Raw genomic sequence first — 21,852 nt, 5'->3', positions numbered from 1 at the left:
GGTGCCGGTCTGCGAAGGACGCGGTGAGCCTGACTTCACGGCATGGGTGCGGACGGGGGACGCGGTGAGTGGGAAGGGGACGCCATGAGCGGGGGAGTGCGGTACTGGAACGAGGAGACACAGCGGTGGGAGGACGGGGACGGGAGCGGGGCCGCGACCGGTCCGGTCACTCTGCCACCGGCCCGGCCGGACGCGGCGCCGTCCGCTGACGGGACCGCCGCGTCTTCCGCGGGGCGGACCGCGCCCGTGTGGCCGCCGGCGGCCGGGACGGAGCCGGACCACGGCACGGCCGCGGGTTCCGGTTCCGCGCAACCGCCGGCGTCCTCCCCGCCCCTCTCTCCGCCCCCGCCCGCCCCGCCCGCCGGCTGGCCGGGCGCCGGCGGCGGCAGCACCTGGCACGGGCCCGGAGACCCCGGTGCCCCCGGTGGCGGCTGGTCCTCCGCCGAGCAGCTCGGCGGCTCCGTCCCGTCGGCCGAGTGGTCGGGGTCCGCCTGGTCGACCGCCGGCCCGCCGGCCGTCACCGAGCCGCCCACCAGGACCGACCGACGGCTCCTGTGGTCCGCGCTCGCCGGGGTCGCCGCCGTCGGTGTCACCGTGACCCTGGTGCTGACGCTCGTCGTCGGCGGCGGGGACGAGGACGACAAGGCCGGCGGCGCGAGCCCGACGCCCACGGGGCTCGTCTCGCAGCAGAGCGGACCCGGCGGGTCGCCGACCCCCTCGCCGACCGAGGACACTCCGTCCCCGCTCGCCTCGACGCCCCGGCTCCCCGCCGGATACGAGCTGTACGAGGACGAGGAGGGCTTCCGTATCGCACGGCCCACGGGCTGGGCACGCACCACCGTGGGGTCCCAGTTCGGCATCGACGTGGTCAACTACCGCAGCACGGACGGCACCCGCCGGCTGCAGGTGTACCAGGTCGCGGAGGAGTCCCCGGAAGCCTCCTTCGAGCTGTACCTCTCCGCCGACACCCGCAAGCCGGCCGGTTTCCGGAAGCTGGACCTCCAGCCCGTCGAGGCGGACGGATTCACCGGCGAACGGCTGGAGTACCGGGCCGACACCCTCAGCGGTGAGCCGGACATCGGTCCCTGGCACGTCTACGACGAGCGGTTCGTCGCCCAGGACGGCCACATCTACGCGATCGCCGCGTACGGCCTGGAGGGCGACGGCGGCCAGGACGAACTGGAACTCCTGAGCACCGCCCTGTCCGGTTTCTGCGCGCCCTACGCCTGCGACGCGGCGTCGATCGACTGACCCCGGCGCCCGGCCGCGCCAAGTCCGTACCTTCCGTCACGCCTTTTGTCGCTTTTTGTCCCCATCTTCAGTGAGCCAGCACACTTTCGGCCACCGATTGCGCATGCAATCGAGTCGCGGGGGCATGCGACGACGGTCCCCGTCAGTGACACCCGTGTGACACAGGGGAACCGCACAGGAACGGAAGGCAACACCGATCATGGCCGGACAGCACGCGCGGCACGAGCCGCACACCATCCACGCGGGCGGCGAATGGCGCGCAGCCGTCTCCGGAGCCACCCGCGAGATCCTCGACCCCGCCGACGCGCGGCCGTTCGCCGTGGTCGCCGAGGGTGACGAGAAGGACACCGACCTGGCGGTCGCCGCCGCCCGCCAGGCCTTCGACTCGGGACAGGGCCCCTGGCCGCTCACCCCCGTCGCCGAGCGCGCCGCCCTGCTGCGCCGCGTCGCCGATCTTCTTGTACGCGACCGCGAAGAGCTCGGCCTGCTGGAGAGCCGGGACGCGGGCAAGACGGTGGAGGAGGGCCGGGTCGACATCGACTGTGTCGCCGACGCCTTCCGCTACTTCGCCGACCTGGTCGCCGGCGAGTCGCCCGGCCGGGTCGTCGACGCCGGCTCGACCGACATCCACAGCGTCGTCGTGCACGAACCCCTCGGCGTGTGCGCGCTGATCACCCCCTGGAACTACCCGCTCCTCCAGGCCAGCTGGAAGATCGCCCCGGCGCTCGCGGCCGGCAACACCTTCGTGGTCAAGCCGAGCGAGATCACCCCGATGACGACGATCGCGCTCATCGAGCTGCTGGCCGAGGCCGGACTGCCGGACGGCGTGGCCAACATCGTGACCGGCCCCGGCCACACCGTCGGCGCCCGGCTCGCCGAGCACCCCGACGTCGACCTGGTCTCCTTCACCGGCGGCCTGGTCAGTGGCACCAAGGTCGCGCAGGCTGCCGCCGTCTCGGTCAAGAAGGTCGCCCTCGAACTGGGCGGCAAGAACCCCAACGTGGTCTTCGCCGACGCCTGCGCCACCCCCGAGGGCTTCGACACCGCCGTCGACCAGGCCCTCAACGCCGCCTTCATCCACAGCGGCCAGGTCTGCTCCGCCGGCGGCCGCCTCATCGTCGAGGAGTCCGTCCGGGACCGCTTCGTCGACGAACTCGCCCGCCGGGCCACGAAGATCCGCCTCGGCCGCGGCACCGAGGACGGTGTCGAGTGCGGGCCGCTGGTCTCCGAGCAGCAGCGCGCCAAGGTCGAGTCCTACGTCGCCTCCGCACTGGAGGAGGGCGCGGTGCTGCGCTCCGGCGGCCGGCGCCCCGAGCCCGCCCCGGAGCGCCCGGAGAGCGGCTGGTTCTACGAGCCCACCGTCCTCGACCGCTGCCACCGCGAGATGCGGGTCGTGCGGGAGGAGGTCTTCGGACCGGTCCTCACCGTCGAGACCTTCCGCACCGAGGCCGAGGCGATCGCCCTCGCCAACGACACCGAGTACGGCCTCGCCGGCGCCGTCTGGACCACCGACGCCGGACGCGCCCGCCGGGTCGCCGGACGGCTGCGCCACGGCACCGTCTGGATCAACGACTTCCACCCCTACCTGCCGCAGGCGGAGTGGGGCGGCTTCGGCAAGAGCGGAGTGGGCCGCGAGCTCGGCCCCGCCGGCCTCGCCGAGTACCGCGAGAGCAAGCACGTCTACCAGAACCTCGCGCCGAAGCCGGTCCGCTGGTTCGCGGGCTGAGCCCACTCGCCCCCCTCCTCTCGCTCAAGACTTCCCTGGAGTACCCCCATGTCCGAGATCAAACAGGAGTACGACTACGTCGTCATCGGCGGCGGAACGGCAGGCTCCGTCATAGCCTCCCGCCTCACCGAGAACCCCGACGTCACCGTCGCCGTCATCGAGGGCGGCCCCAGCGACGTCGGCAGGGACGACGTCCTGACGCTGCGCCGCTGGATGGGCCTGCTCGGCGGCGAGCTCGACTACGACTACCCCACCACCGAGCAGCCGCGCGGCAACTCCCACATCCGGCACAGCCGCGCCCGGGTCCTCGGCGGCTGCTCCTCCCACAACACCCTGATCGCCTTCAAGCCGCTGCCGTCCGACTGGGACGAGTGGGAGCAGGCCGGCGCCAAGGGCTGGGGCGCGGTCCCGATGGAGGCGTACTACGCCCGGCTGAAGAACAACATCGTCCCGGTCGACGAGAAGGACCGCAACGCCATCGCCCGCGACTTCGTCGACGCGGCCCAGAAGTCCCTCGACGTCCCCCGGATCGAGGGCTTCAACAAGAAGCCCTTCGACGACGGCGTCGGCTTCTTCGACCTGGCCTACCACCCGGAGAACAACAAGCGTTCCTCCGCGTCGGTGGCGTATCTGCACCCCGTGATGGACGAGCGGCCCAACCTCACGATCCTGCTGGAGACCTGGGCGTACAGGCTGGAGCTGGACGGCACGCGGGCGCAAGGCGTGCACGTGCGGTCCAAGGACGGCGAGGAGACCCTGATCAGGGCCCGCCGCGAGGTCCTCCTGTGCGCGGGCGCCGTCGATTCGCCCCGGCTGCTGCTGCACTCCGGCATCGGCCCCCGCGAGGACCTCGAAGCCCTCGGCATCCCGGTCGTCCACGACCTGCCGGGCGTCGGCGAGAACCTCCTCGACCACCCCGAGTCGGTCATCGTCTGGGAGACGAACGGCCCGATCCCCGAGAACTCCGCGATGGACTCCGACGCAGGGCTCTTCGTGCGCCGCGACCCCGAACACCCGGGCCCGGACCTGATGTTCCACTTCTACCAGGTCCCCTTCACCGACAACCCGGAGCGCCTCGGCTACGAACGCCCGGCGTACGGCGTCTCGATGACCCCGAACATCCCCAAGCCCAAGAGCCGCGGCCGCCTGTACCTGACCAGCGCGGACCCGGAGGTGAAGCCCGCCCTGGACTTCCGGTACTTCACCGACGAGGACGACTACGACGGCCGCACCCTGGTCGACGGGATCAGGATCGCCCGCGAGATCGCGGCGACCGAACCGCTCGCCGGCTGGCTCAAGCGGGAGGTGTGCCCCGGCCCCGACGTCACCGGTGACGAGGAGCTGAGCGAGTACGCCCGCAAGGTCGCGCACACCGTGTACCACCCGGCGGGCACCTGCCGCATGGGCGCCGCCGACGACGAACTGGCCGTGGTAGATCCCGAGTTGAGGATCCGCGGTCTGGACGGCATCCGTATCGCGGACGCGTCCGTGTTCCCGACCATGACCGCCGTGAATCCCATGATCGGGGTGCTCATGGTCGGTGAGAAAGCCGTGGACCTGCTGGAAGGTGGTGCGTGATGACTACGACCGCGACCCTGGAGAATCCGCCGACGACGGACAACCCGGTGTTCTCCGTCGACGGCCTGTGGAAGGTCTTCGGTCCCAAGGCGGACCGGGTCCCCGAGGACGCCGAGCTGTCCGCCCTCGACCCCGCGGACCTGCGCGCGAGGACGGGCTGTACGGCGGCCGTCCGGGACGTGAGCTTCGACGTCCGCAAGGGCGAGGTCTTCGTCGTGATGGGCCTGTCCGGTTCCGGCAAGTCCACGCTGGTGCGCTGTCTGACCCGGCTCATCGAGCCGACGGCCGGCACGATCTGCATCGACGGCGAGGACGTCCGCGCGATGGACAAGGCCCGGCTGCGTGAACTGCGCCGCCACCGGGCCGCGATGGTCTTCCAGCACTTCGGTCTCCTCCCGCACCGCACGGTCCTCGACAACGTGGCCTACGGCCTGGAGATCCAGGGCATGGGCAAGGCCGAACGCCGGGCCCGGGCCGCCGAGGTCGTCACGAAGGTCGGCCTGGAGGGCATGGAGCAGCGCAAGCCCTCCCAGCTCTCCGGCGGCCAGCAGCAGCGCGTCGGCCTCGCCCGGGCGCTCGCGGTGGACCCGCAGGTCCTCCTGTTCGACGAGCCGTTCAGCGCGCTCGACCCGCTGATCCGGCGGGACATGCAGGAGGAGGTCGTCCGCCTGCACCGCGAGGAGGGCCGCACCATGGTCTTCATCACCCACGACCTGAGCGAGGCGCTGAAGCTCGGCGACCGTATCGCCCTGATGCGCGACGGCAAGGTCGTCCAGCTCGGCACCCCCGAGGAGATCGTCGGCTCCCCGGCCGACGGTTATGTCCGCGAGTTCGTCCGGGACGTGCCGCGCGAACACGTCATGACGGTCCGCCGGGCCATGAAGCCGGGCGACTGCGCGGGCCCGGCCCACCCCGGCGGCCTCGCCCCCGACGCCGTGGTCGCCGACGCCATCAAGGTCGTCGCGGGCAGCGGCAGGCCGGCCTGTGTCGTGGAGAACGGGCGGTGCCTCGGTGTCGTCGACCACGAGCGGCTGCTCGGTGTCGTCGCCGGCACGGAACTGCGCGGAGGGGCGGCCGGAACGGAGCCCCGCAAGGAGGCCGTGTGATGGCCACCGTCACCGCGTCCACACCGCGCGCCCTGCCCACCGGTCTGCTCAAGCACCGGGCGGTCCACAAGCTGCTGCTCATCGCCCTCGCCGCCGCGGTCCTCGTCCCCCTCGCCAACGCCCGCTGGGCCAGCGGCAGCTGGCCGGCCGCCCTCACCGTCGACCTGACCAAGCCGCTGACCAGCGCGAGCGACTGGATCATCAACAACCGGGACAGCCACCCGCTGTTCCTCTACTTCTTCGGCTATGTCAGCAACGCGGTCGTGATCTCCGTACACGCCGTGTACGTCGTCCTGCTCGGCGCGGGCTGGGCCGGTGTCACCGCGCTCGGTGCCCTCGTGGCCTGGCGGGTCGCCGGCGTCCGGCTGGCCCTGGGCACGACGGCCGCGTTCCTCGCCTGCGGTCTGCTCGGCATGTGGGTCCCCACCATGCAGACCCTCGCCCTGATGGTCGTCGCCGTGCTCGCCTCGGTCGTGGTCGGAGTCCTGCTGGGACTCGCCGCCGGACTGTCCCGCCGGATGGACAAGATCCTGCGCCCGGTCCTGGACACCATGCAGGTCATGCCCGCCTACGCCTACCTCCTCCCGGTGGTCCTGGTCTTCGGCATGGGCGTGCCCGCCGCGGTCCTCGCGACCGTCGTCTACGCCGCCCCGCCCATGGCCCGCCTCACCGCGCTCGGCCTCCAGGGCGCCGACAAGGAGGTGCTGGAGGCGGTCGAGTCGCTCGGCACCACCGCCCGCCAGCGGCTGCTGACCGCCCGCATCCCGCTGGCCCGCAAGGAACTCATGCTCGGCCTCAACCAGACGATCATGATGGCGCTGTCCATGGCCGTCATCGCCTCCGTGATCGGCGCCGCCGGTCTCGGTGACCGCGTCTACCAGGCGCTGGCCTCGGTCGACGTGGGCGCCGCCCTCGCGGCCGGCATCCCGATCGTGCTGCTGGCCGTCGTCCTCGACCGCGTCACGGGCGCGGCGGGCGACGGCACCGAGGGACAGGGCCGCGCGGGCTGGGCGTACGCCCTCGCGGGGACCGTCGTCGTGGCGGTCGCCGGACGGCTGCTGGGCCGTCTCGACTGGCCCGACGCCTGGACCCTGAACATCGCCGAACCCGTCAACCGGGCCGTCGACTGGATGACGGCCCACCTCTACTCCGGTGTCCCCGTCGTCGGCGGCACCGCCGACTGGGCGGGCCACTTCACCACCTGGGTCCTCGACCCGGTCCGCACCGGACTCCAGGGGCTGCCCTGGTGGTCGGTGCTGCTCATCGTCGCCACCCTGGCCTGGCTGATCGGCACCTGGCGCACCGCGCTCACCGCGGTCCTCGCCATGGCCGCGATCGGCGTGCTCGGCGTGTGGACCCCCGCGCTGGACACCCTGTCGCAGGTCCTCGCGGCCGTCGCCGTCACCCTCGTCCTGGGCTTCGCGACCGCCGTGGCGGCGGCCCGCAGCGACCGCGTCGAACGACTGCTGCGGCCCGTCCTGGACGTCTTCCAGACCATGCCGCAGTTCGTGTACCTGATCCCGGTCGTCGCGCTGTTCGGCGTGGGCCGCGCGCCCGCCGCCGCGGCGGCCGTGGTCTACGCGCTGCCCGCCGTCGTCCGCATCACCACACAGGGCCTGCGCCAGGTGGACCCGGCGGCGATGGAGTCCTCGCGCTCGCTCGGCGCGACCAGCTGGCAGCAACTTCGGCAGGTCCAGCTCCCGCTCGCCCGGCCCGCGTTGCTGCTCGCCGTCAACCAGGGCGTGGTCCTGGTCCTCGCCGTCGTCGTCATCGGCGGTCTGGTCGGCGGAGGCGCGCTCGGCTACGACACCGTCTTCGGCCTCGCCCAGGGCGACCTGGCGACCGGCCTGGTCGCGGGCGCCGCCATCGTCTGCCTCGGCCTGGTGCTCGACCGGGTGACCCAGCCGACGGAACGCCGCACGGGGAAGGGAGCCTGACATGCGAGTACGTGCGATCGCGGGCGTCGGCGCCCTGCTGCTGCTCACCGGCTGCGGAGCCGCCGACATGACCAAGCAGGCCTCGCCCTTCGCCAACGCCCAGGGCGCCAAGAGCGTGACCCTGTCCGTGCAGTCCTGGGTCGGCGCGCAGGCCAACGTGGCCGTCGCCCAGTACCTCCTGGAGCACAAGCTCGGCTACCGCGTCGACACCGTCCAGGTCGACGAGGTGCCCGCCTGGGACGCGCTCAGCCAGGGCCGGGTCGACGCCATCCTGGAGGACTGGGGCCACCCCGAGCAGGAACAGCGGTACGTCAAGGACAAGAAGACGATCACCGCGGGCGGCGGACTCGGCGTGACCGGGCACATCGGCTGGTACGTCCCGACGTACTTCGCCAAGCAGCACCCGGACGTCACGAACTGGAAGAACCTCAACAAGTACGCCTCCCAGCTCAAGACGGCCGAGAGCGGCGGCAAGGGCCAGCTGATGGACGGCTCCCCGTCCTACGTCACCAACGACAAGGCGCTGGTGAAGAACCTCAAGCTGGACTACCAGGTGGTGTTCGCCGGCTCCGAGGCCGCGCAGATCACCCAGATGAAGCAGTTCGCCAAGGAGAAGAAGCCCTTCCTGACCTACTGGTACGCCCCCCAGTGGCTGTTCGAGAAGGTCCCGATGACCGAGGTGAAGCTGCCCCCCTACAAGGAGGGCTGCGACGCGGACCCGGCGAAGATCACCTGCGCCTATCCGCACACCCCGCTCCAGAAGTACCTCAACACGGACTTCGCGAAGTCCGGCGGCAAGGCGGCGGCCTTCCTGAAGAAGTTCAAGTGGACGACCGAGGACCAGAACCAGGTCTCCCTGATGATCGCCGACCAGAAGCTGACGCCCGAGGAGGCGGCGAAGAAGTGGGTGGACGGCCACGAGTCCACGTGGAAGGCGTGGCTGTCCTGATCACGTCTGTTTCCGCAGGCGGTCGGCGGCCTCGCGCAGTGTGCGGGCCGCCGCCCGCTGGAGCCCCGGCCCGAACGTGACGCGAGTGGCCCCCAGTTCACCGAGTTCGGTGGGCGAGGGGCCCTCGCCGTCGAGCCGGCCGAACACGTTGAGCGGCCCCTGGATCCCGGACCGCAGCAACGGCAGTACGTCGACGGGGGCGCCGATGGGATAGACGCAGTCGGCGCCCGCGGCGACGTACGACGCGGCCCGCTCGATGGCCCGTTCGGGATTCCCGTCGCCGTAGGAGAACGTGTCCACGCGGGCGTTGACGAACAGCCGGTCCCCGGCCGCGTACCGCACCTCGGCCAGCCAGTCCGCGTGCCGGTGCGGGTCCTTGAGCAATCCGTGCTCGGAGTCCTCCAGGTTGCAGCCCACGGCCCCCGCCTCCAGCAGCCGCTCCACCAGCTCCTTCGGCGCCAGCCCGTAACCGCCCTCGACATCCGCCGACACGGGGATCTCCACGGCCCCGCAGATGCGCGCCACGGCCGCGAACATCTCGTCGGCCGGCGTGGACCCGTCCTCGTGGCCGAGGGCGGCCGCGATCCCCGCGCTGGGCGTGGCGAGCGCCGGGAACCCGGCCTCCTCGTACACCCGGGCGCTGACCGAGTCCCAGGGACCCGGCAGGACGAGGGGGTCGTCCCGAAGGCGATTGCGGTGCAGGGCGCGGAAGGTGTCGACCTTCCTCACGGCGTGTACTCCCCTCGCGCGACGCGACGGCTGACCATCACCCGGTTCCAGTTGTTGATGGCCACGACCAGACCGATGAGGTGCGCGAGTTCACGGTCGTCGAAGTGCTGCGCGGCCTTCTCGTACACTCCTTCCGGCACTTGGCGGTCCGTCAGGACGGTCACCGCCTCCGTCAGCGCCAAGGCGGTCCGCTCCCGCTCGTCGTAGACCCCCTCGGCCTCCTCCCACGCGGCGAGCAGGTCCAGCTGCCGCTCGCTCACCCCGTGCTCGCGGGCGATCGCGAGATGCATGTCCAGGCAGAACGCGCAGTGGTTGAGCTGCGAGGCCCGGACGACGACGAGTTCGGCGAGGGCCGGGTCGCCGAGGCCCCGCTTCGCGGCGGCGCTGAGTTCGGACAGGGCTCCTGCGACCTCGCGGTCCAGGACGTCCGTACGGCTCACTGGTGCTTGCCCGCCTCGTAGTGCCCCGGGACCATACGGCACGTCACACCGAACCGGTTCCACGCGTTGATCACCGTGATCGCGGCGATCAGCTGGGTCAGCTCGGCCTCCTCGAAGTGCTTGGCGGCCTGCTCGTACACCTCGTCCGGCACGAAGCCGTCGGTCAGGACCGTGACGGCGTCGGTCAGGGCGAGGGCCGCGACCTCCTTCTCCGTGTAGAAGTGCTGCGACTCCTCCCAGGCGCCGAGCTGGATGATCCGCTCGACGCTCTCACCGGCCGCGAGGGCGTCCTTGGAGTGCATGTCGAGGCAGAACGCGCAGTGGTTGAGCTGCGAGGCGCGGATCTTCACCAGCTCAAGGAGGCGGGGTTCGAGGCCGCGGCGGGCCGCCGTGTCGAGGCGGAGCATCGCCTTGTAGACCTCGGGGGCGTGCTGGGCCCAGGCCAGACGGGGGGTGTGTTCGGGGGCGTGCGGGACGGTCTCCTCTGTGGTCATGACTCGACCCTAGGAGCCAGGCAGCCCAAGGGTGTGGTCCACTTCCATGGTGAAACCATGGGCCACTTTCGGCGTCGACCTGCACCTGGAGCCGACCGGAGGCGGTGTCCGGCGGGGCCTCACCGACGCCCTGCGCGAGGCCGTCCGCACCGGCCGCCTCGCCCCCGGCACCCGGCTGCCGTCCTCCCGGGCCCTCGCCGCCGACCTCGGCATCGCCCGCAACACCGTCGCCGACGCATACGCCGACCTGGTCGCCGAGGGCTGGCTCACCGCCCGCCAGGGCTCCGGCACCCGCGTCGGCGACCGCACGGTCGCCCCGCCCGCCGGGACCGCCCCACCCCGATCCCGGGAACCCGGGCGCCCCGTCCACAACCTCGTCCCCGGCACCCCCGACCTCGCCTCCTTCCCGCGCGCCCAGTGGCTCAAGGCCGCCCGCCGCGCCCTCGCCACCGCCCCCTACCAGGCCCTCGACTACGGCGATCCGCGCGGCCGCATCGAACTGCGCACCGCCCTCGCCGAGTACCTCGCCCGCGCCCGCGGGGTGCGCGCCGACCCCGAACGCATCCTGGTCTGCGCCGGGTTCTCGCACGGCCTGCGCCTCCTCGGCGCGGTGCTGCGGGCCCGGGGCGCCCGCACGGTCGCCGTGGAGTCCTACGGCCTCGACGTGCACTGGAACCTGCTGGCGGCCGCCGGCCTGCGGACCGTGCCGCTGCCCTTCGACGCACGCGGCACGGACCCGGGGGAGTTGTCCCACCAGGGCGCGGTGCTGCTCACCCCCGCCCACCAGTTCCCGATGGGCGGCACCCTGCACCGCGACCGCCGTTCGGCCGTCGTCGAGTGGGCCCGCCGCACCGGCGGGCTGGTCATCGAGGACGACTACGACGGCGAGTTCCGCTACGACCGCCAGCCCGTCGGCGCCCTCCAGGGGCTGGACCCCGACCAGGTCGTCCACGCGGGCACCGCCAGCAAGTCCCTCGCCCCCGGCCTGCGACTGGGCTGGCTGGTACTGCCGCCCGGTCTCATGGAGGAGGTGCTGACGGCCAAGGGCGGCATCGACGCCTGCGGGTCCCTCGACCAGCTGACCCTCGCCGAGTTCCTGACCTCCGGCGCCTACGACCGTCATGTGCGCGCCGCCCGGCTGCGGTACCGGCGCCGCCGTGACGCCCTCGTCGCCGAGCTCGCGCGGCGGGCCCCGCGGGTGCACGCCACCGGGATCGCGGCCGGTCTGCACGTGGTGCTGCGCCTCCCGCCGGGCACCGAGCAGCCGGTGCTGCGGGCCGCGGCCTGGCAGGGCCTCGCGGTCCACGGACTGCACCGCTACCAGCACCCCGAGGCCGCCGTCGAGCGGCGCGACGCGCTCGTCGTGGGCTACGGGACTCCGCCGGACCACGCCTGGTCCGGAGCGCTGGAGGCGCTGTGCACGGTGCTGCCCGAATAACGCCGCCGAATCGGTCCGTTCGCCATTCCTGAATGAGTTCACGCGGATAAAGTCGTCGCCCCATGAACAACAGTGCACCCATATCCCGTGTGGCCCTGAAGAAAATCACCCCCGACGTGTCCGCGGCGATGGGCTCCCTGCACGCCGCCGCCGTTTCCGCGGCGCGGGAAGCCGAAGTGGAGCCGGAAATCCTGGAACTCATCCGGATCCGTGCCTCGCAGATCAACGGCTGCGCCTTCTGCATCGACATGCACACCAAGGACGCCCGGGCGGCGGGCGAGACCGAACAGCGCGTCCACGCCCTGAACGCCTGGCGGGAGACCCCCTTCTACACCGGACGAGAGCGCGTCGCCCTGGCGTTGACCGAGGCCGTGACCCTGGTGCACGACGGCCGGGTGCCGGACGCGGTCTACGCCGAGGCCGCAGAGGTCTTCGACGAGGCACAGGTCGCGGCGCTGATCTGGGCGGCGACCGTCATCAACGCGTACAACCGGATCGCCATTGCCACGCGAATGGTGCCCGGGGGTTATCAGCCGGCGCCGAAGAACTGAATTCGGGCAGCGATAAACGCGCCGGGTCCCCTACCGCCCGGCGCGTTTATCGCTGCCCGAATTCAGCTGCCCGGCAGCGGCTCCATGATGTCGTCCAGCCACGCCCGCCAGTGCGGCGCGTATGTCGCCGGCGCGGCCCGCAACGGCCCTCCGGTCCATCCCGTCACCGGCCGGATCCCGTGCAGCGCGTTCACCAGCCACACCTCGCGGCCGTCCAGCTCGGCCACCGTCCGCTCGCGGTGGGCGACGCGGACGCCCTCCCGCACGGCCCGCTCCAGGACGAGGGCGACGGTCACCCCGGGCAGCACCGGCAGCCGGGGCGGCGGCAGGCACAGGGTGTCGTCCTCCCACCACAGCACGCTGGCCGTGGCCGCCTCCAGGACGGTGCCGGACGGCGCGACCAGCACCGCCTCCTCCGCGCCCTCGCCGCCCGCCCGCTCACGCACCCCGGCGAGAGCGGCGAGGTCCGGTCCCTTGCGGCGGGGCACGGTCCGGGGGTCGCACTGGCCCGCCGCCCAGACCCGCACACCGGCCCCGAGCGGGGGAGCCTGCCGCAGCAGCAGCCGCAACTCCCGGGCACCGGGCGCGAGTTCGACGCGAGGGAACCACTCGCCCGTGCGGGGCAGCGCGTCCGTCATGTCCCGCCAGAACTCCAGCAGCCTGCGCAACGGCGGTCCGTCCACCTCACCGCAGGCCCGTAGGAACCGCTCCCGGTGCCGTTCCAGCCCGCGCACCCGTCCCTCCCGCACCAGCCAGGAGTCCACGACGAGCAAGGGCGTTGACGCGCCCACCGCATCAGCGGCCGGAGTCAGCCCCCGGGCCGGTGACCACACCGACAGGCCCTCCACCACGACCGGTTGCGTCACAGCCACTCCCTCCTCAGTACTTGAGCCCGGCGTTCACCGGCGCCCCGTGCCGCGGCCCGTACGGCGCGTGCTCCAGCCACGAGCCGCACCACGGCAGCACCGGCGCGAGCGCGGCCGCCGCCCGCTGACGGGCCCGCACGATCCGGCGCCGGGGCCGCAGATGGTCCAGCGCGGCACCGGCGGCGGCACTGTTGAACAGTGCCGCGGACCGCCGTACCTCGGCGAAGTCCCCGACCGTCCCGCCGGCGACGGCCTCCGCGGCGGCCGCCGCGTCCGCGATGCCGCTGTTCATGCCCCGCGCCCCGAACGGCGGGAAGAGATGCGCCGCCTCCCCGACGAGCAGCACCCGCCGGTGCGGATCGGTGAACGAGACGGCCACCTTGCGCAGGAAGCGGTACGTCGACACCCACAGGACCCGCTCGCCGTACCCCTCGCCCACGACCCCCGGCAGCCAGCGCCGTACGGCCCGCTCGGTCCCGAACTCCTCCTCGGGGTCCTCGTCCCGGCACTGCAGGTCGACCTGGAAGCCCCCGGTGAACGGCACCCGCATCACACTGCGGCCGCCGGCGCCCGGATGCTCGTAGTGGAAGATCCGCTCGGGCGGCGGTTCGGGACCGGGCCGGTGGGCCACGTCGACGACCACATGGAAGCCCTCGCCCCGCTCGCCCTCCATGGCGATGCCCAAGGCGTCCCGCACGGCGGACCGGGCGCCGTCGGCGGCCACCGCGTACGCGCAGCTCCACTCCCGGCCGTCCCCGCAGCTCAGACGGACCCCGCTCGCCGTCGTGCGGACGTCCCGCACGCGCGCGTCCCACACGAACTCCACGCCCGCCCGCTCGCAGGCGGCCCGCAGGAAGCGCTCGGTGTCCGCCTGACGCAGGCTGGTGAAAGGCGGCGGGCCCGCCTGCGGCGGATGGGTGCGGGAGTACACCTCGCGCCCCCGGTACAGGGTCCGCCGGGTCCGCCAGGTCTGTCCGTACGCGGTGATCTCGCCGGCCAGCCCCGGCCGCATGGCGTCGAGCAGGGCGAGGGTCTCGCGGTGCACGAACAGGGCCCGGCTGCCGGGCCGCGCCCGGTCCTCCGGGTCCGCCTCCAGCAGCACGACCTCCCGCCCGCGCGCCCGCAGCGCGAGCGCCGCCGACAGACCCACGGGGCCGGCGCCGACCACCACGACCGGCGTCACGCGCGTGCACCCTCCGCGAGCATCCGGGTGATCTCGACCCGCTTCACCTTCCAGGTCGCCGTCATCGGCAGCTCCTCGAACCGCCACTGGCGCGGCTCGGCCATCGCCGGCAGATCCGCCGTCGCCTCCCGCCAGCGCCCGAGGTCCAGCGGCCGCTCGCCGCGCACGCACACCACCGGCACCGGCTCCCGGTCCGCGCCCGGCACGATGACGACCTCCCGCAGCTCCTCCAGACGCTCCATCAGGGCGTCCTCGACCTCCAGACTGCTGGGCACGGAGTCGATCCGGTCGATCTCCCGGTCGATCAGATGCAGGGTGCCCAGCCGACCGCGGTAGCCCATGTCGCCCATCTCCCACCAGCCGTCGTGGAGTTGACGGTCGTAGCGGTCCTGCGAACCGAGATAGGTGAGGATCCGCCCCCGGGTCCGGGCCTCGATCCGGCCGCTGGTTCCGGCGGCGACCCGCTCACCGCCGGGGCCCGTCACCCGCACGCGTGTGAAGCCGGGGATGCCGAACCCGACCCGCCGCCCGTCCGCGCGCGCCGCACTGCGCCGGGTGAACCACTGGAAGGCCACCGGCCCGGTCTCGCTCTGCCCGTACAGCTGGATCAGCCAGGGTGCACGGCGCTTCGAGGCGTTCAGCAGCCGCCGTACCGTACGCGGATGGATCGCGTCGAACGTCGAGCCGTACGACCGCACCCGTGACAGCGGCGCCCCGGGCGCGTCGGCCAGCTCCTCCCACAGCACGAAGGTGTTGGGGTGGGTCTCCACGATGCCGGGCCGGTGCCGGGTCAGGAGCCGCCCCACGGCGGCCGGGTCGGGGTCGGTGATCAGCACCAGCGGGCTGCCGAAGTGCAGCAGGACGCCGAGCAGATGGTAGAAGCGCGAGTGCACGAACGACATGTGCAGCGCCGCGGTCTCCCCACGTGTCGGCCAGCCCATCGCCTTCTGCGGTACGAGCCGGTTCCACATGGTGTTCGCGCAGTGCACGGCGAGCTTGGGCAGGCCCGTGGTCCCCGAACTGTGGGTGATCAGCGCCGGCTCGCGGGGGTGGAGGCGGACGGGAGGCGGAGTCTCGCTGCCGGCGTACCGCTCCAGGGGCTCGGCCCCCGGCGCCACGTCCACGGACAGCACCTGCCGCACCCGCAGGCCCACCCCCTGCAGCGGTCCCTCCAGCTTGGCCCGGTCGGTGACCAGCCACGGCTGCCCGAGCCGCTCGATCAACTCCCCGGCCACCTCCCCGGCCAGCCCGGGGGAGAGCAGCACGGGCACCGCGCCGATACGGGAGACCGCGCAGGTCAGCAGCACGATGTCGACGTTGTCCGTCTTGTGCACAACCACCCGCTCCGAGGGCCGCACTCCCGCCTCCCACAGGCGTCCGGACAGCTCCTCGACGACCTCCGCCAGCGCCGGGTAGGTCAGATCGACACCGAGGGCGGGGTGGGTGTCCAGCGGCCGGTCCAGGGTGACGAAGACCGCGCCGTGCCGGTCGGCCGCCCGGCGGAACACCGGGCCCAGGTAGAACCCCCGGTCGGTGAAGGGGGGTTGCTGTTCTCGCATGGGGCCGTTCCTCTCTGCGGTACCTCTGCTGTGAGGGGGCCGGTGCCTCGGCGCCGGGGTGGTGCGGCGCGCTGCCGGTGCGGTGTTCCCGCCGTGGTCACCAGGCGCCCCGGCGGACCAGGTGCCGGCGGAGCTTGCCGGTCGGGGTGCGGGGGAGCGAGGGGACGAGGCTCACGCTTCTGGGCACCTTGAAGGCGGCCAACTCCTCGCGGGCCAGCCGCAGGAGGTCCTCCTGGAGGCTCCCGTCGGGCATCAGGGCGGCGGGGACGACGAACGCCCGCAGCCGGCCTGCCCCGCTCCCGTCGACGACGGTCACGACCGCGACCTCCCGCACCGCCGGGTGGGCGCGCAGTACGGCCTCCACCTCCAGCGGGGAGACGGTGATGCCGCCGACCATCTCCATGTCGTCGGCGCGGCCCAGGTGCCGGTAACTGCCGTCCGGCTCGCGGACCGCCCGGTCGTGGGTGGCCAGCCAGCCGCCGACCAGGGTGCGCCCGGTCTCCTCGGGCAGGTCGAGATAGCCGGGGGTCACCGTCGGGCCGCGTACCCACAGCTCGCCCTCCACCCCGTCCGGGACGAGGTGGCCCGCGGGGTCGCGCAGTTCCACCTCGAAACCGGGCACGGGGCGGCCGACGGTGCCCGGGTGGTTGTGGTCGAAGCTGTTGGCGCAGAAGGCGTGACCGGCCTCGGTGGAGCCGATCTGCTCCAGCACCGGCGCGCCGAGCACCTGCGTGACCCGCCTGCCGAGCTCCTCCGGCAGCCCCTCACCGGCCGACACCGCGGCCCGCACCGAGGCGAAGCACGCCTCGTGCCCGCTGCCCCGGTCGGCCACCAGCGCCGCGTACGCCGAGGGCACCGAGTAGAGCAGCGTCACCCGGTACCGCACGACGAGTTCGTCGACGGCGGCCGGGGTCGGGCGCCGGTCCACCAGGACGGCGGAGGAACCGGAGAACAGCGGGAAGACGAACGCGTTCCCGAAGCCGTAGGCGAAGTACAGCTTCGACACCGACAGGGTCACGTCGTCCGCGGTGACCCGCAGCAGCCGCCGCCCGATCAGGTCGTGGTACGCCTTCGGGTCGCCGTGCGTGTGCACGACCCCCTTGGGACGGCCCGTGGTGCCCGACGTGTACTGCACGTACAGCGGTGTGTGCGCGTCGACCGGGTGGGCGGGCGCCGGCCCGGCGCAGGCGGCGAGCGCGAGCAACTGGTCGGCACCGAGCCGCGGCCGCTCGGCGAACCGGTCCTCCAGGCCCGGCCCCGTCACACCCAGCGCGGCATCGGCGTCCCCGGCCATGAACGCGTGGTCGGTCGCGGGGAGTTCGGGATTGACGAGGACGGCTACCGCCCCGAGACGCGCGACCGCGAGGAAGGCCGCCACCCAGGCGATCCCGTCCGGCAACGCCAGCACCACCCGGTCACCCGGGCCGGTGCCGTGAGCGGCGAGCACGGTGGCCGCCCGGGCCGCGAGCGCGTGCACCTCGCCGTGGGTCCAGGCCCGGTGGCCCTGGTGGAAGGCGGGCCGATCCGTCCAGCCGCGCCGCTCGGCGAGATCGGCGAGCTGGACGGCGAGATTGCCGGGGGCGCCGGAACCGGCCGGGAACAGCACGGGCTGCGCAGTGGTCATCGGACCGGCTCCTCGGTGGCCGTGTGTCCCGCGTGGACATCGGCGCGGACCGCCGAGTGGCGTCGCTGCTCCGCCGTGCGCCGCGCGGTGTGCAGCTGCAGGGCCCTCATCGGAGCCGCCGTCTTCAGGAGCATCTCGTCGTACTCGGCGACCGGATCGGAGTCGAGGACGATCGCGCCCCCGGCACCCAGCTGCATCAGGCCGTCGGCGAACACCGCCGTGCGGATCACGATGTTGAGATCCGCGCCCCCGCCGCATCCCAGATAGCCGAGAGCACCGGAGTAGACCCCGCGGGCCTCGGTCTCCAGGGAGTCGATGATCTCCATCGTGCGCAGCTTCGGAGCCCCCGTCATCGAGCCGCCGGGAAAACAGGCCCGCACGCACTTCACCGCGTCCACGCCCTCCCGCAGCCGCCCCTCCACGGTGGACACGAGCTGGTGCACGGTCGCGTACGTCTCCGTGGCCATCAGCCGGGTCACCCGCACCGACCCGGTCCGGCACACGCTGCCCAGGTCGTTGCGGAGCAGGTCCACGATCATCAGGTTCTCGGCGCGCGTCTTGGCGTCCGCCGCCAGCGCGTCCCGCAGCCGGGCGTCCTCCTCGGGGCCTGCCCCGCGCGGTGCGGTGCCCTTGATGGGCCGGGCCTCGGCGATCCCGTCCCGGGTGATGCGCAGAAACCGCTCGGGCGAGGAACCGGCCACGTCGACCTCCCCGAACCTCAGGAACGCCGCGTAGGGGGCCGGGTTGACCCGGCGCAGCTCCCGGTAGAACTCGTAAGGGTCCGGCGGAGCGGGTAACCGGGCCGCATTCGTCAGACAGACCTCGTAGCTGGTGCCCGCCCGCAGCTCACGGTCGCAGGAGTCGATGTCGGCGAGATAGCTCGCCCGGTCCCGCACCAGCCACGGCTCGGCGGCGTTGAGGTCGGGAACGGTCCGCGTGGTGGTCGTGGTGGGCATGGCGAGCGTGCTGGGCGCGGTGGGCGAGGTGGAGATGTGGGGTGCCGGCAGTGCCGGTTCCGTCGCCCGGTCCGGCTCGGTGGCGACGAAGGTCAGCTGGGCCAGCGCGCTCTCCAGCCAGTCCTCGGCCTCCCGCGCGGCCTGCGGGGTGTCCTCGGCCAGACACACGGCGTAGGTGAACCTCTTCAGATGGTCCACCGCGATCAGCCGGTCGGCGAACAGCCAGCAGGCGTCCGGGACGTTCGAGGTGTGCCGGTTCGGCGATCCGCAGTCGGCCTTCATCTCGTAGCCGAAGTAGCCGACATAGCCGCCGGTGAAGTCGAAGGGCAGCCCGAAGCCGTCCACCCGGCGGCTCGTCAACTGCCGTCCGAGATAGTCGAAGACGCTCGCCGCGACCTTCCGCGTCGGTCGCCCGGCCCGCTCGATCTCGCACCGGCCGCTGTCGACGTCGTACCGGACGAACTCCGCCAGCGGACCGCTGTCGTCACCGAAGAACGAGAACCGTGAACGCCCCTCCTCGACCAGCGCGCCGTCCAGCCAGAACGCCCGCCGCGACGCCGCGTACATTCGGGTGAAGGCGGCCTCCGTGTCGACCGCGCCGGCGATGCGCCGGGTGTGCAGCCGGTAGGCGGGGGCAGCCGCCCGGCGGGGGCGCGGGACGACACCCGCGGGCCGGGGGATCACCGCCTCGGGCGGCGGCACGGCGGTGTTCTTCGTCCGCGGCCTGCGGGCCCGTTGCGCCGTGAGGTTGCGGAAGTTCACGAGCATGCGGTGGCCGTAGTCGGTGAGCACGGACTCCGGATGGAACTGCACGCCCCACAACGGCCGGCTGCGGTGTCTGAGCCCCATCAGCACCCCGTCCTCGGCCCGGGCGGTGGCCTCCAGCGTCTGCGGGAGAGGCTCGGAAACGGTCAGCGAGTGGTAGCGGACCGCGGTGAAGTCCTGCGGCAGCCCACGGAACAGGTCCCGTCCGTCGTGCCGGACCGTCGACAGATGGCCGTGCCTCGGCTCGGGAGCGGGCTCCACCCGGCCGCCCTCCCCGAGCGCGATGCCCTGGTGTCCCAGACAGACACCCAGTACGGGGATCGACGACTCGGCGAGCACGGCGGCGCTCAGTCCGAAGTCGCGCGGCTTCGCCGGGTGCCCCGGCCCGGGTGAGATGACCACATTGTCGAACTGCCCCAGGTATTCCCCGAGATCGGGAAGGCCGCCGACCGCGTCATTGAGGACGACGACCGGTTCCTCGCCGTTGACCTCGGCGATCAGCTGGAACAGGTTGTACGTGTACGAGTCGTAATTGTCGATGAGCAGGGTCTTCACCCGCCCACCTCCCTCGGTTCGTTCCGGACCTATGCGGTCCGTCTTTTGTGCCGTCCGCGAAGGGCCTGGAGCGGCGGATACAGCCATTTCCTGAAGAAACGCTGAAGCCGGGGCATGAGAATCCAGGTGACGAGAGCCGTCACACACAGGCATAACAGCAGCGTGCGGACGAGCGGATTGAGTCCGCCGAGATATGGAAGAACGATCAGATTGAACAGGAGCACCGGCGGAAAAACCGCGCTCATGTTCACGAACCACAGTTTCCATTTCGCCGGCGGGGCGGGCGGTTTCGGTGTGGTGGTCTGGGATTCGAACCATGTCTTGGAGCCGCGCACGCTCCTGCGCTCCGCCTGCCGGGCGAAGCCCACGGCCCGGTTCTCCCATTGGGTCCGGGCGGCCGAATCCTCCCAGGCCCGGGCCGTCCCCTCGCTGGCGAAGCGATAGACCACATGCCACTCCGCCTCTCGGTCGACAAGGACGCCACCCCCCATGAAGCCCGGCTGCTGCGAACTCGCGGCCAGCATGGCCCACCCCCAGGAGTGGAAGTCGGCCGCACGGCCCGGCACCACGTGATAGGCCACGGTGATGGTGACGGGATTACTGCTCACGCCGTTGTATACGCAATGCCTTCACAGTACGTTCAAATATTCAACGAAGCTTTTTTCGGCTGTCCGGATCGTGACCTTTATCGGGCTTTCGGTCGGCATGGCTCACTCTGTCGAGCGCTACCGGAAGCAACCCGAACACACCTCACGGAATTGGGGACGGGGATTGCGGGGCGGAATGGGCCGGAGCCTCCCCGAACCTGGCCAGCGCCAACGCCCCCGCGACGGCCACTGCGAAGCCCAGCACCGCCACCCACGTCAGCCCCTCCCGGGTACGGTCCCCGAGCCACACCACTCCGACCAGCGCGGGCCCGATCGTCTCCCCGATCACCATCCCGGCGGTCGCCGTGGTCACCGACCCCCGCTGCAACGCCGAGGTCAGCGACAGAAAGGCCGCGCCACCGCCGACGAGGAGCGCATACGTCGCCGGATTGGCCACCAGCGCCGACGGCGCGAGCGAGTCGATCAGCCGCACCGCCACCTCGACCACCCCGAACCCGAGGCCCGCCCCCAGCCCGAGCGCCAACGCCCGCCCGCGATCGGGCAGTCGACCACCCAGCAGCGCCAGCGCCAGCACCGCCAGGGAGACGCCGAGCATGGCGTACTTCAAGGCCGACGGGCCGCCGCGGTCGCCCTCCGTCCCGGACGCGATCCCCAACAGCGCCATCCCCGCGCACACCACCCCGACCGCGCCCCACTCGCTCCCGCTCAGCCGGACCCGCAGCAGCCGCGCCGACACCACCGCGGTCACCGCGAGACTCGACGCGAGCGCCGCGCCGACCGCGTAGATCGGGACCGACCGCAACGCGGCGATCTGCAGCAGGAACCCCACCCCGTCCAGGGCCAGCCCCGCCAGATACCGCCACTGCCGCACCGCTCGCAGGAACAGCGTCACCGCGAACGCCGTCCCCTCGCCGTCACCGCCGCCCGCGTCCGCGGCCCGTGCCGCCATCGCCTGCAGCACGGTGGCCGTGCCGAAGCAGACCGAGGCACCGAGAGCACACACCATTCCAAAGAGCACGAAGTGACCTTAGGGGAGGTGGTGAGAGGCGGGCTGCCTCGCGACAAGGTCTTACCGATCTCTAAGCTGTGCGCCGGACACGCGCACACCAGGCCCACGGCCTGACCAAGGGGGAGACACGGACATGGCGGACGCACGCCGGCAACTTCGCTCGGGCACGGTCGCACTCGGCGGCGTGGGACTGCTCGCCATGGCCCTGACCGCCTGCTCCTCCGACCCCGACAAGCGCTGCGTCGACCGCGACAGCTACACCCTCGGCAAGGGCTACCGGGTCGTCGCCGACAAGAACTGCAAGTCCGGCACCTCGCCCCACGGCTCCTTCTACTACGGCGGCAAGAAGAAGGGCGGCTGGGTCTCCGGCGGCTCCTTCACCAAGAAGTCCGGCAAGGACTCCGGCAGTTCATCGGGCAGCAGCGGTGGCAGCGGGGTCGACCGCGGAGGCTTCGGCAGCGGAGGAAGCGGCGACGGCGGCGGTGACGGGGGCAGCGGCAAGGGAAGCTCCGGCGGCTGAGGGCCCGG

General features: G+C 72.4%; 18 protein-coding genes and 1 pseudogene. 9 read left to right on the top strand and 10 right to left on the bottom strand.

Annotated features, from left to right (window positions below; translation table 11 throughout):
* The first annotated feature begins 84 nt into the window (after positions 1–84).
* The 6 genes from AQI94_RS43920 to AQI94_RS10310 all read left to right on the top strand — a co-directional run bounded on the left by AQI94_RS43920 (position 85) and on the right by AQI94_RS10310 (position 8,547).
* The gene (locus AQI94_RS43920; RefSeq protein ID WP_107119422.1) at positions 85–1,251 is read left to right on the top strand and encodes a hypothetical protein; all 1,167 of its coding nucleotides are present in this window, start codon (positions 85–87) and stop codon (positions 1,249–1,251) included.
* 199 nt (positions 1,252–1,450) lie between these two features.
* Positions 1,451–2,977 carry an aldehyde dehydrogenase family protein gene (locus AQI94_RS10330; protein WP_031049452.1) on the top strand — a complete coding sequence of 509 codons (1,527 nt, stop codon included), beginning with the start codon at positions 1,451–1,453 and terminating at the stop codon, positions 2,975–2,977.
* A 48-nt stretch (positions 2,978–3,025) separates the two neighbouring features.
* Entirely contained in the window at positions 3,026–4,555 is a 1,530-nt protein-coding gene (locus AQI94_RS10325) for a GMC family oxidoreductase (RefSeq protein ID WP_031049450.1), read from the top strand.
* Positions 4,555–5,661, top strand: a complete 1,107-nt coding sequence (locus AQI94_RS10320; protein WP_031049449.1) for a quaternary amine ABC transporter ATP-binding protein — start codon at positions 4,555–4,557, stop codon at positions 5,659–5,661. Before AQI94_RS10325 ends, AQI94_RS10320 begins: the two co-directional genes overlap by 1 nt.
* Positions 5,661–7,598 carry an ABC transporter permease gene (locus tag AQI94_RS10315; protein WP_031049447.1) on the top strand — a complete coding sequence of 646 codons (1,938 nt, stop codon included), beginning with the start codon at positions 5,661–5,663 and terminating at the stop codon, positions 7,596–7,598. Before AQI94_RS10320 ends, AQI94_RS10315 begins: the two co-directional genes overlap by 1 nt.
* Before the next feature lies 1 nt (position 7,599).
* Positions 7,600–8,547: an ABC transporter substrate-binding protein gene (locus tag AQI94_RS10310; protein WP_031049445.1), complete on the top strand. Its 948-nt coding sequence runs from the start codon at positions 7,600–7,602 to the stop codon at positions 8,545–8,547.
* Here the strand turns inward: AQI94_RS10310 and AQI94_RS10305 are convergent, their stop codons facing one another.
* Genes AQI94_RS10305 through AQI94_RS10295 form a run of 3 tightly spaced genes read right to left on the bottom strand, consistent with a single transcriptional unit; the run spans position 8,548 to position 10,210 of the window.
* Positions 8,548–9,276, bottom strand: a complete 729-nt coding sequence (locus AQI94_RS10305) for an isocitrate lyase/PEP mutase family protein (RefSeq protein ID WP_031049444.1) — start codon at positions 9,274–9,276, stop codon at positions 8,548–8,550.
* Complete coding sequence (locus AQI94_RS10300) at positions 9,273–9,716, bottom strand: carboxymuconolactone decarboxylase family protein (protein ID WP_031049441.1); 444 nt, start codon at positions 9,714–9,716, stop codon at positions 9,273–9,275. Before AQI94_RS10300 ends, AQI94_RS10305 begins: the two co-directional genes overlap by 4 nt.
* Positions 9,713–10,210, bottom strand: a complete 498-nt coding sequence (locus tag AQI94_RS10295) for a carboxymuconolactone decarboxylase family protein (RefSeq protein ID WP_031049439.1) — start codon at positions 10,208–10,210, stop codon at positions 9,713–9,715. Before AQI94_RS10295 ends, AQI94_RS10300 begins: the two co-directional genes overlap by 4 nt.
* 46 nt (positions 10,211–10,256) lie before the next feature.
* Between AQI94_RS10295 and pdxR the strand changes: the two genes are divergently transcribed.
* Positions 10,257–11,648, top strand: coding sequence for a MocR-like pyridoxine biosynthesis transcription factor PdxR (pdxR, locus tag AQI94_RS10290; protein ID WP_062229692.1), 1,392 nt, complete (start codon positions 10,257–10,259; stop codon positions 11,646–11,648).
* Positions 11,649–11,710: 62 nt separating this feature from the next.
* Complete coding sequence (locus AQI94_RS10285) at positions 11,711–12,199, top strand: carboxymuconolactone decarboxylase family protein (protein WP_031053547.1); 489 nt, start codon at positions 11,711–11,713, stop codon at positions 12,197–12,199.
* 62 nt (positions 12,200–12,261) lie between these two features.
* Here AQI94_RS10285 and AQI94_RS10280 read toward each other — a convergent pair whose 3' ends face one another.
* From AQI94_RS10280 to AQI94_RS10250, 7 genes and pseudogenes are all read right to left on the bottom strand, one after another.
* Positions 12,262–13,065 carry an aminotransferase class IV gene (locus tag AQI94_RS10280; protein WP_062229691.1) on the bottom strand — a complete coding sequence of 268 codons (804 nt, stop codon included), beginning with the start codon at positions 13,063–13,065 and terminating at the stop codon, positions 12,262–12,264.
* A gap of 13 nt (positions 13,066–13,078) precedes the next feature.
* Positions 13,079–14,248, bottom strand: coding sequence for an FAD-dependent oxidoreductase (locus AQI94_RS10275; RefSeq protein ID WP_062229690.1), 1,170 nt, complete (start codon positions 14,246–14,248; stop codon positions 13,079–13,081).
* Positions 14,245–15,807: pseudogene (locus tag AQI94_RS10270) on the bottom strand (class I adenylate-forming enzyme family protein); the annotation flags it as partial. The gene AQI94_RS10275 and the pseudogene AQI94_RS10270, both read right to left, overlap by 4 nt.
* Before the next feature lie 97 nt (positions 15,808–15,904).
* Entirely contained in the window at positions 15,905–17,431 is a 1,527-nt protein-coding gene (locus AQI94_RS10265) for an AMP-binding protein (RefSeq protein WP_031043403.1), read from the bottom strand.
* A complete protein-coding gene (gene pabB / locus AQI94_RS10260; RefSeq protein ID WP_031043400.1) occupies positions 17,428–19,707 on the bottom strand; it encodes an aminodeoxychorismate synthase component I in 2,280 nt (759 codons plus the stop codon). The genes AQI94_RS10265 and pabB overlap by 4 nt, the downstream gene beginning before the upstream one ends.
* A gap of 29 nt (positions 19,708–19,736) precedes the next feature.
* A complete protein-coding gene (locus AQI94_RS10255) occupies positions 19,737–20,315 on the bottom strand; it encodes a membrane protein (protein WP_031043398.1) in 579 nt (192 codons plus the stop codon).
* A gap of 142 nt (positions 20,316–20,457) precedes the next feature.
* Positions 20,458–21,321, bottom strand: coding sequence for a hypothetical protein (locus AQI94_RS10250; RefSeq protein WP_037942068.1), 864 nt, complete (start codon positions 21,319–21,321; stop codon positions 20,458–20,460).
* A gap of 136 nt (positions 21,322–21,457) precedes the next feature.
* Here AQI94_RS10250 and AQI94_RS10245 point away from each other — a divergent pair, with 136 nt between their 5' ends.
* On the top strand, positions 21,458–21,844 hold the full coding sequence (locus AQI94_RS10245) for a hypothetical protein (protein ID WP_031043393.1): 387 nt from the start codon (positions 21,458–21,460) through the stop codon (positions 21,842–21,844).
* The last annotated feature ends 8 nt before the right edge of the window (positions 21,845–21,852 follow it).

Origin of the sequence: Streptomyces pseudovenezuelae (assembly GCF_001513955.1) — a bacterium.
Classification (GTDB): domain Bacteria; phylum Actinomycetota; class Actinomycetes; order Streptomycetales; family Streptomycetaceae; genus Streptomyces; species Streptomyces pseudovenezuelae.
The sequence above is the reverse complement of the archived record's forward strand: the minus strand, read 5'-3'. Positions and strand labels throughout refer to the sequence as shown.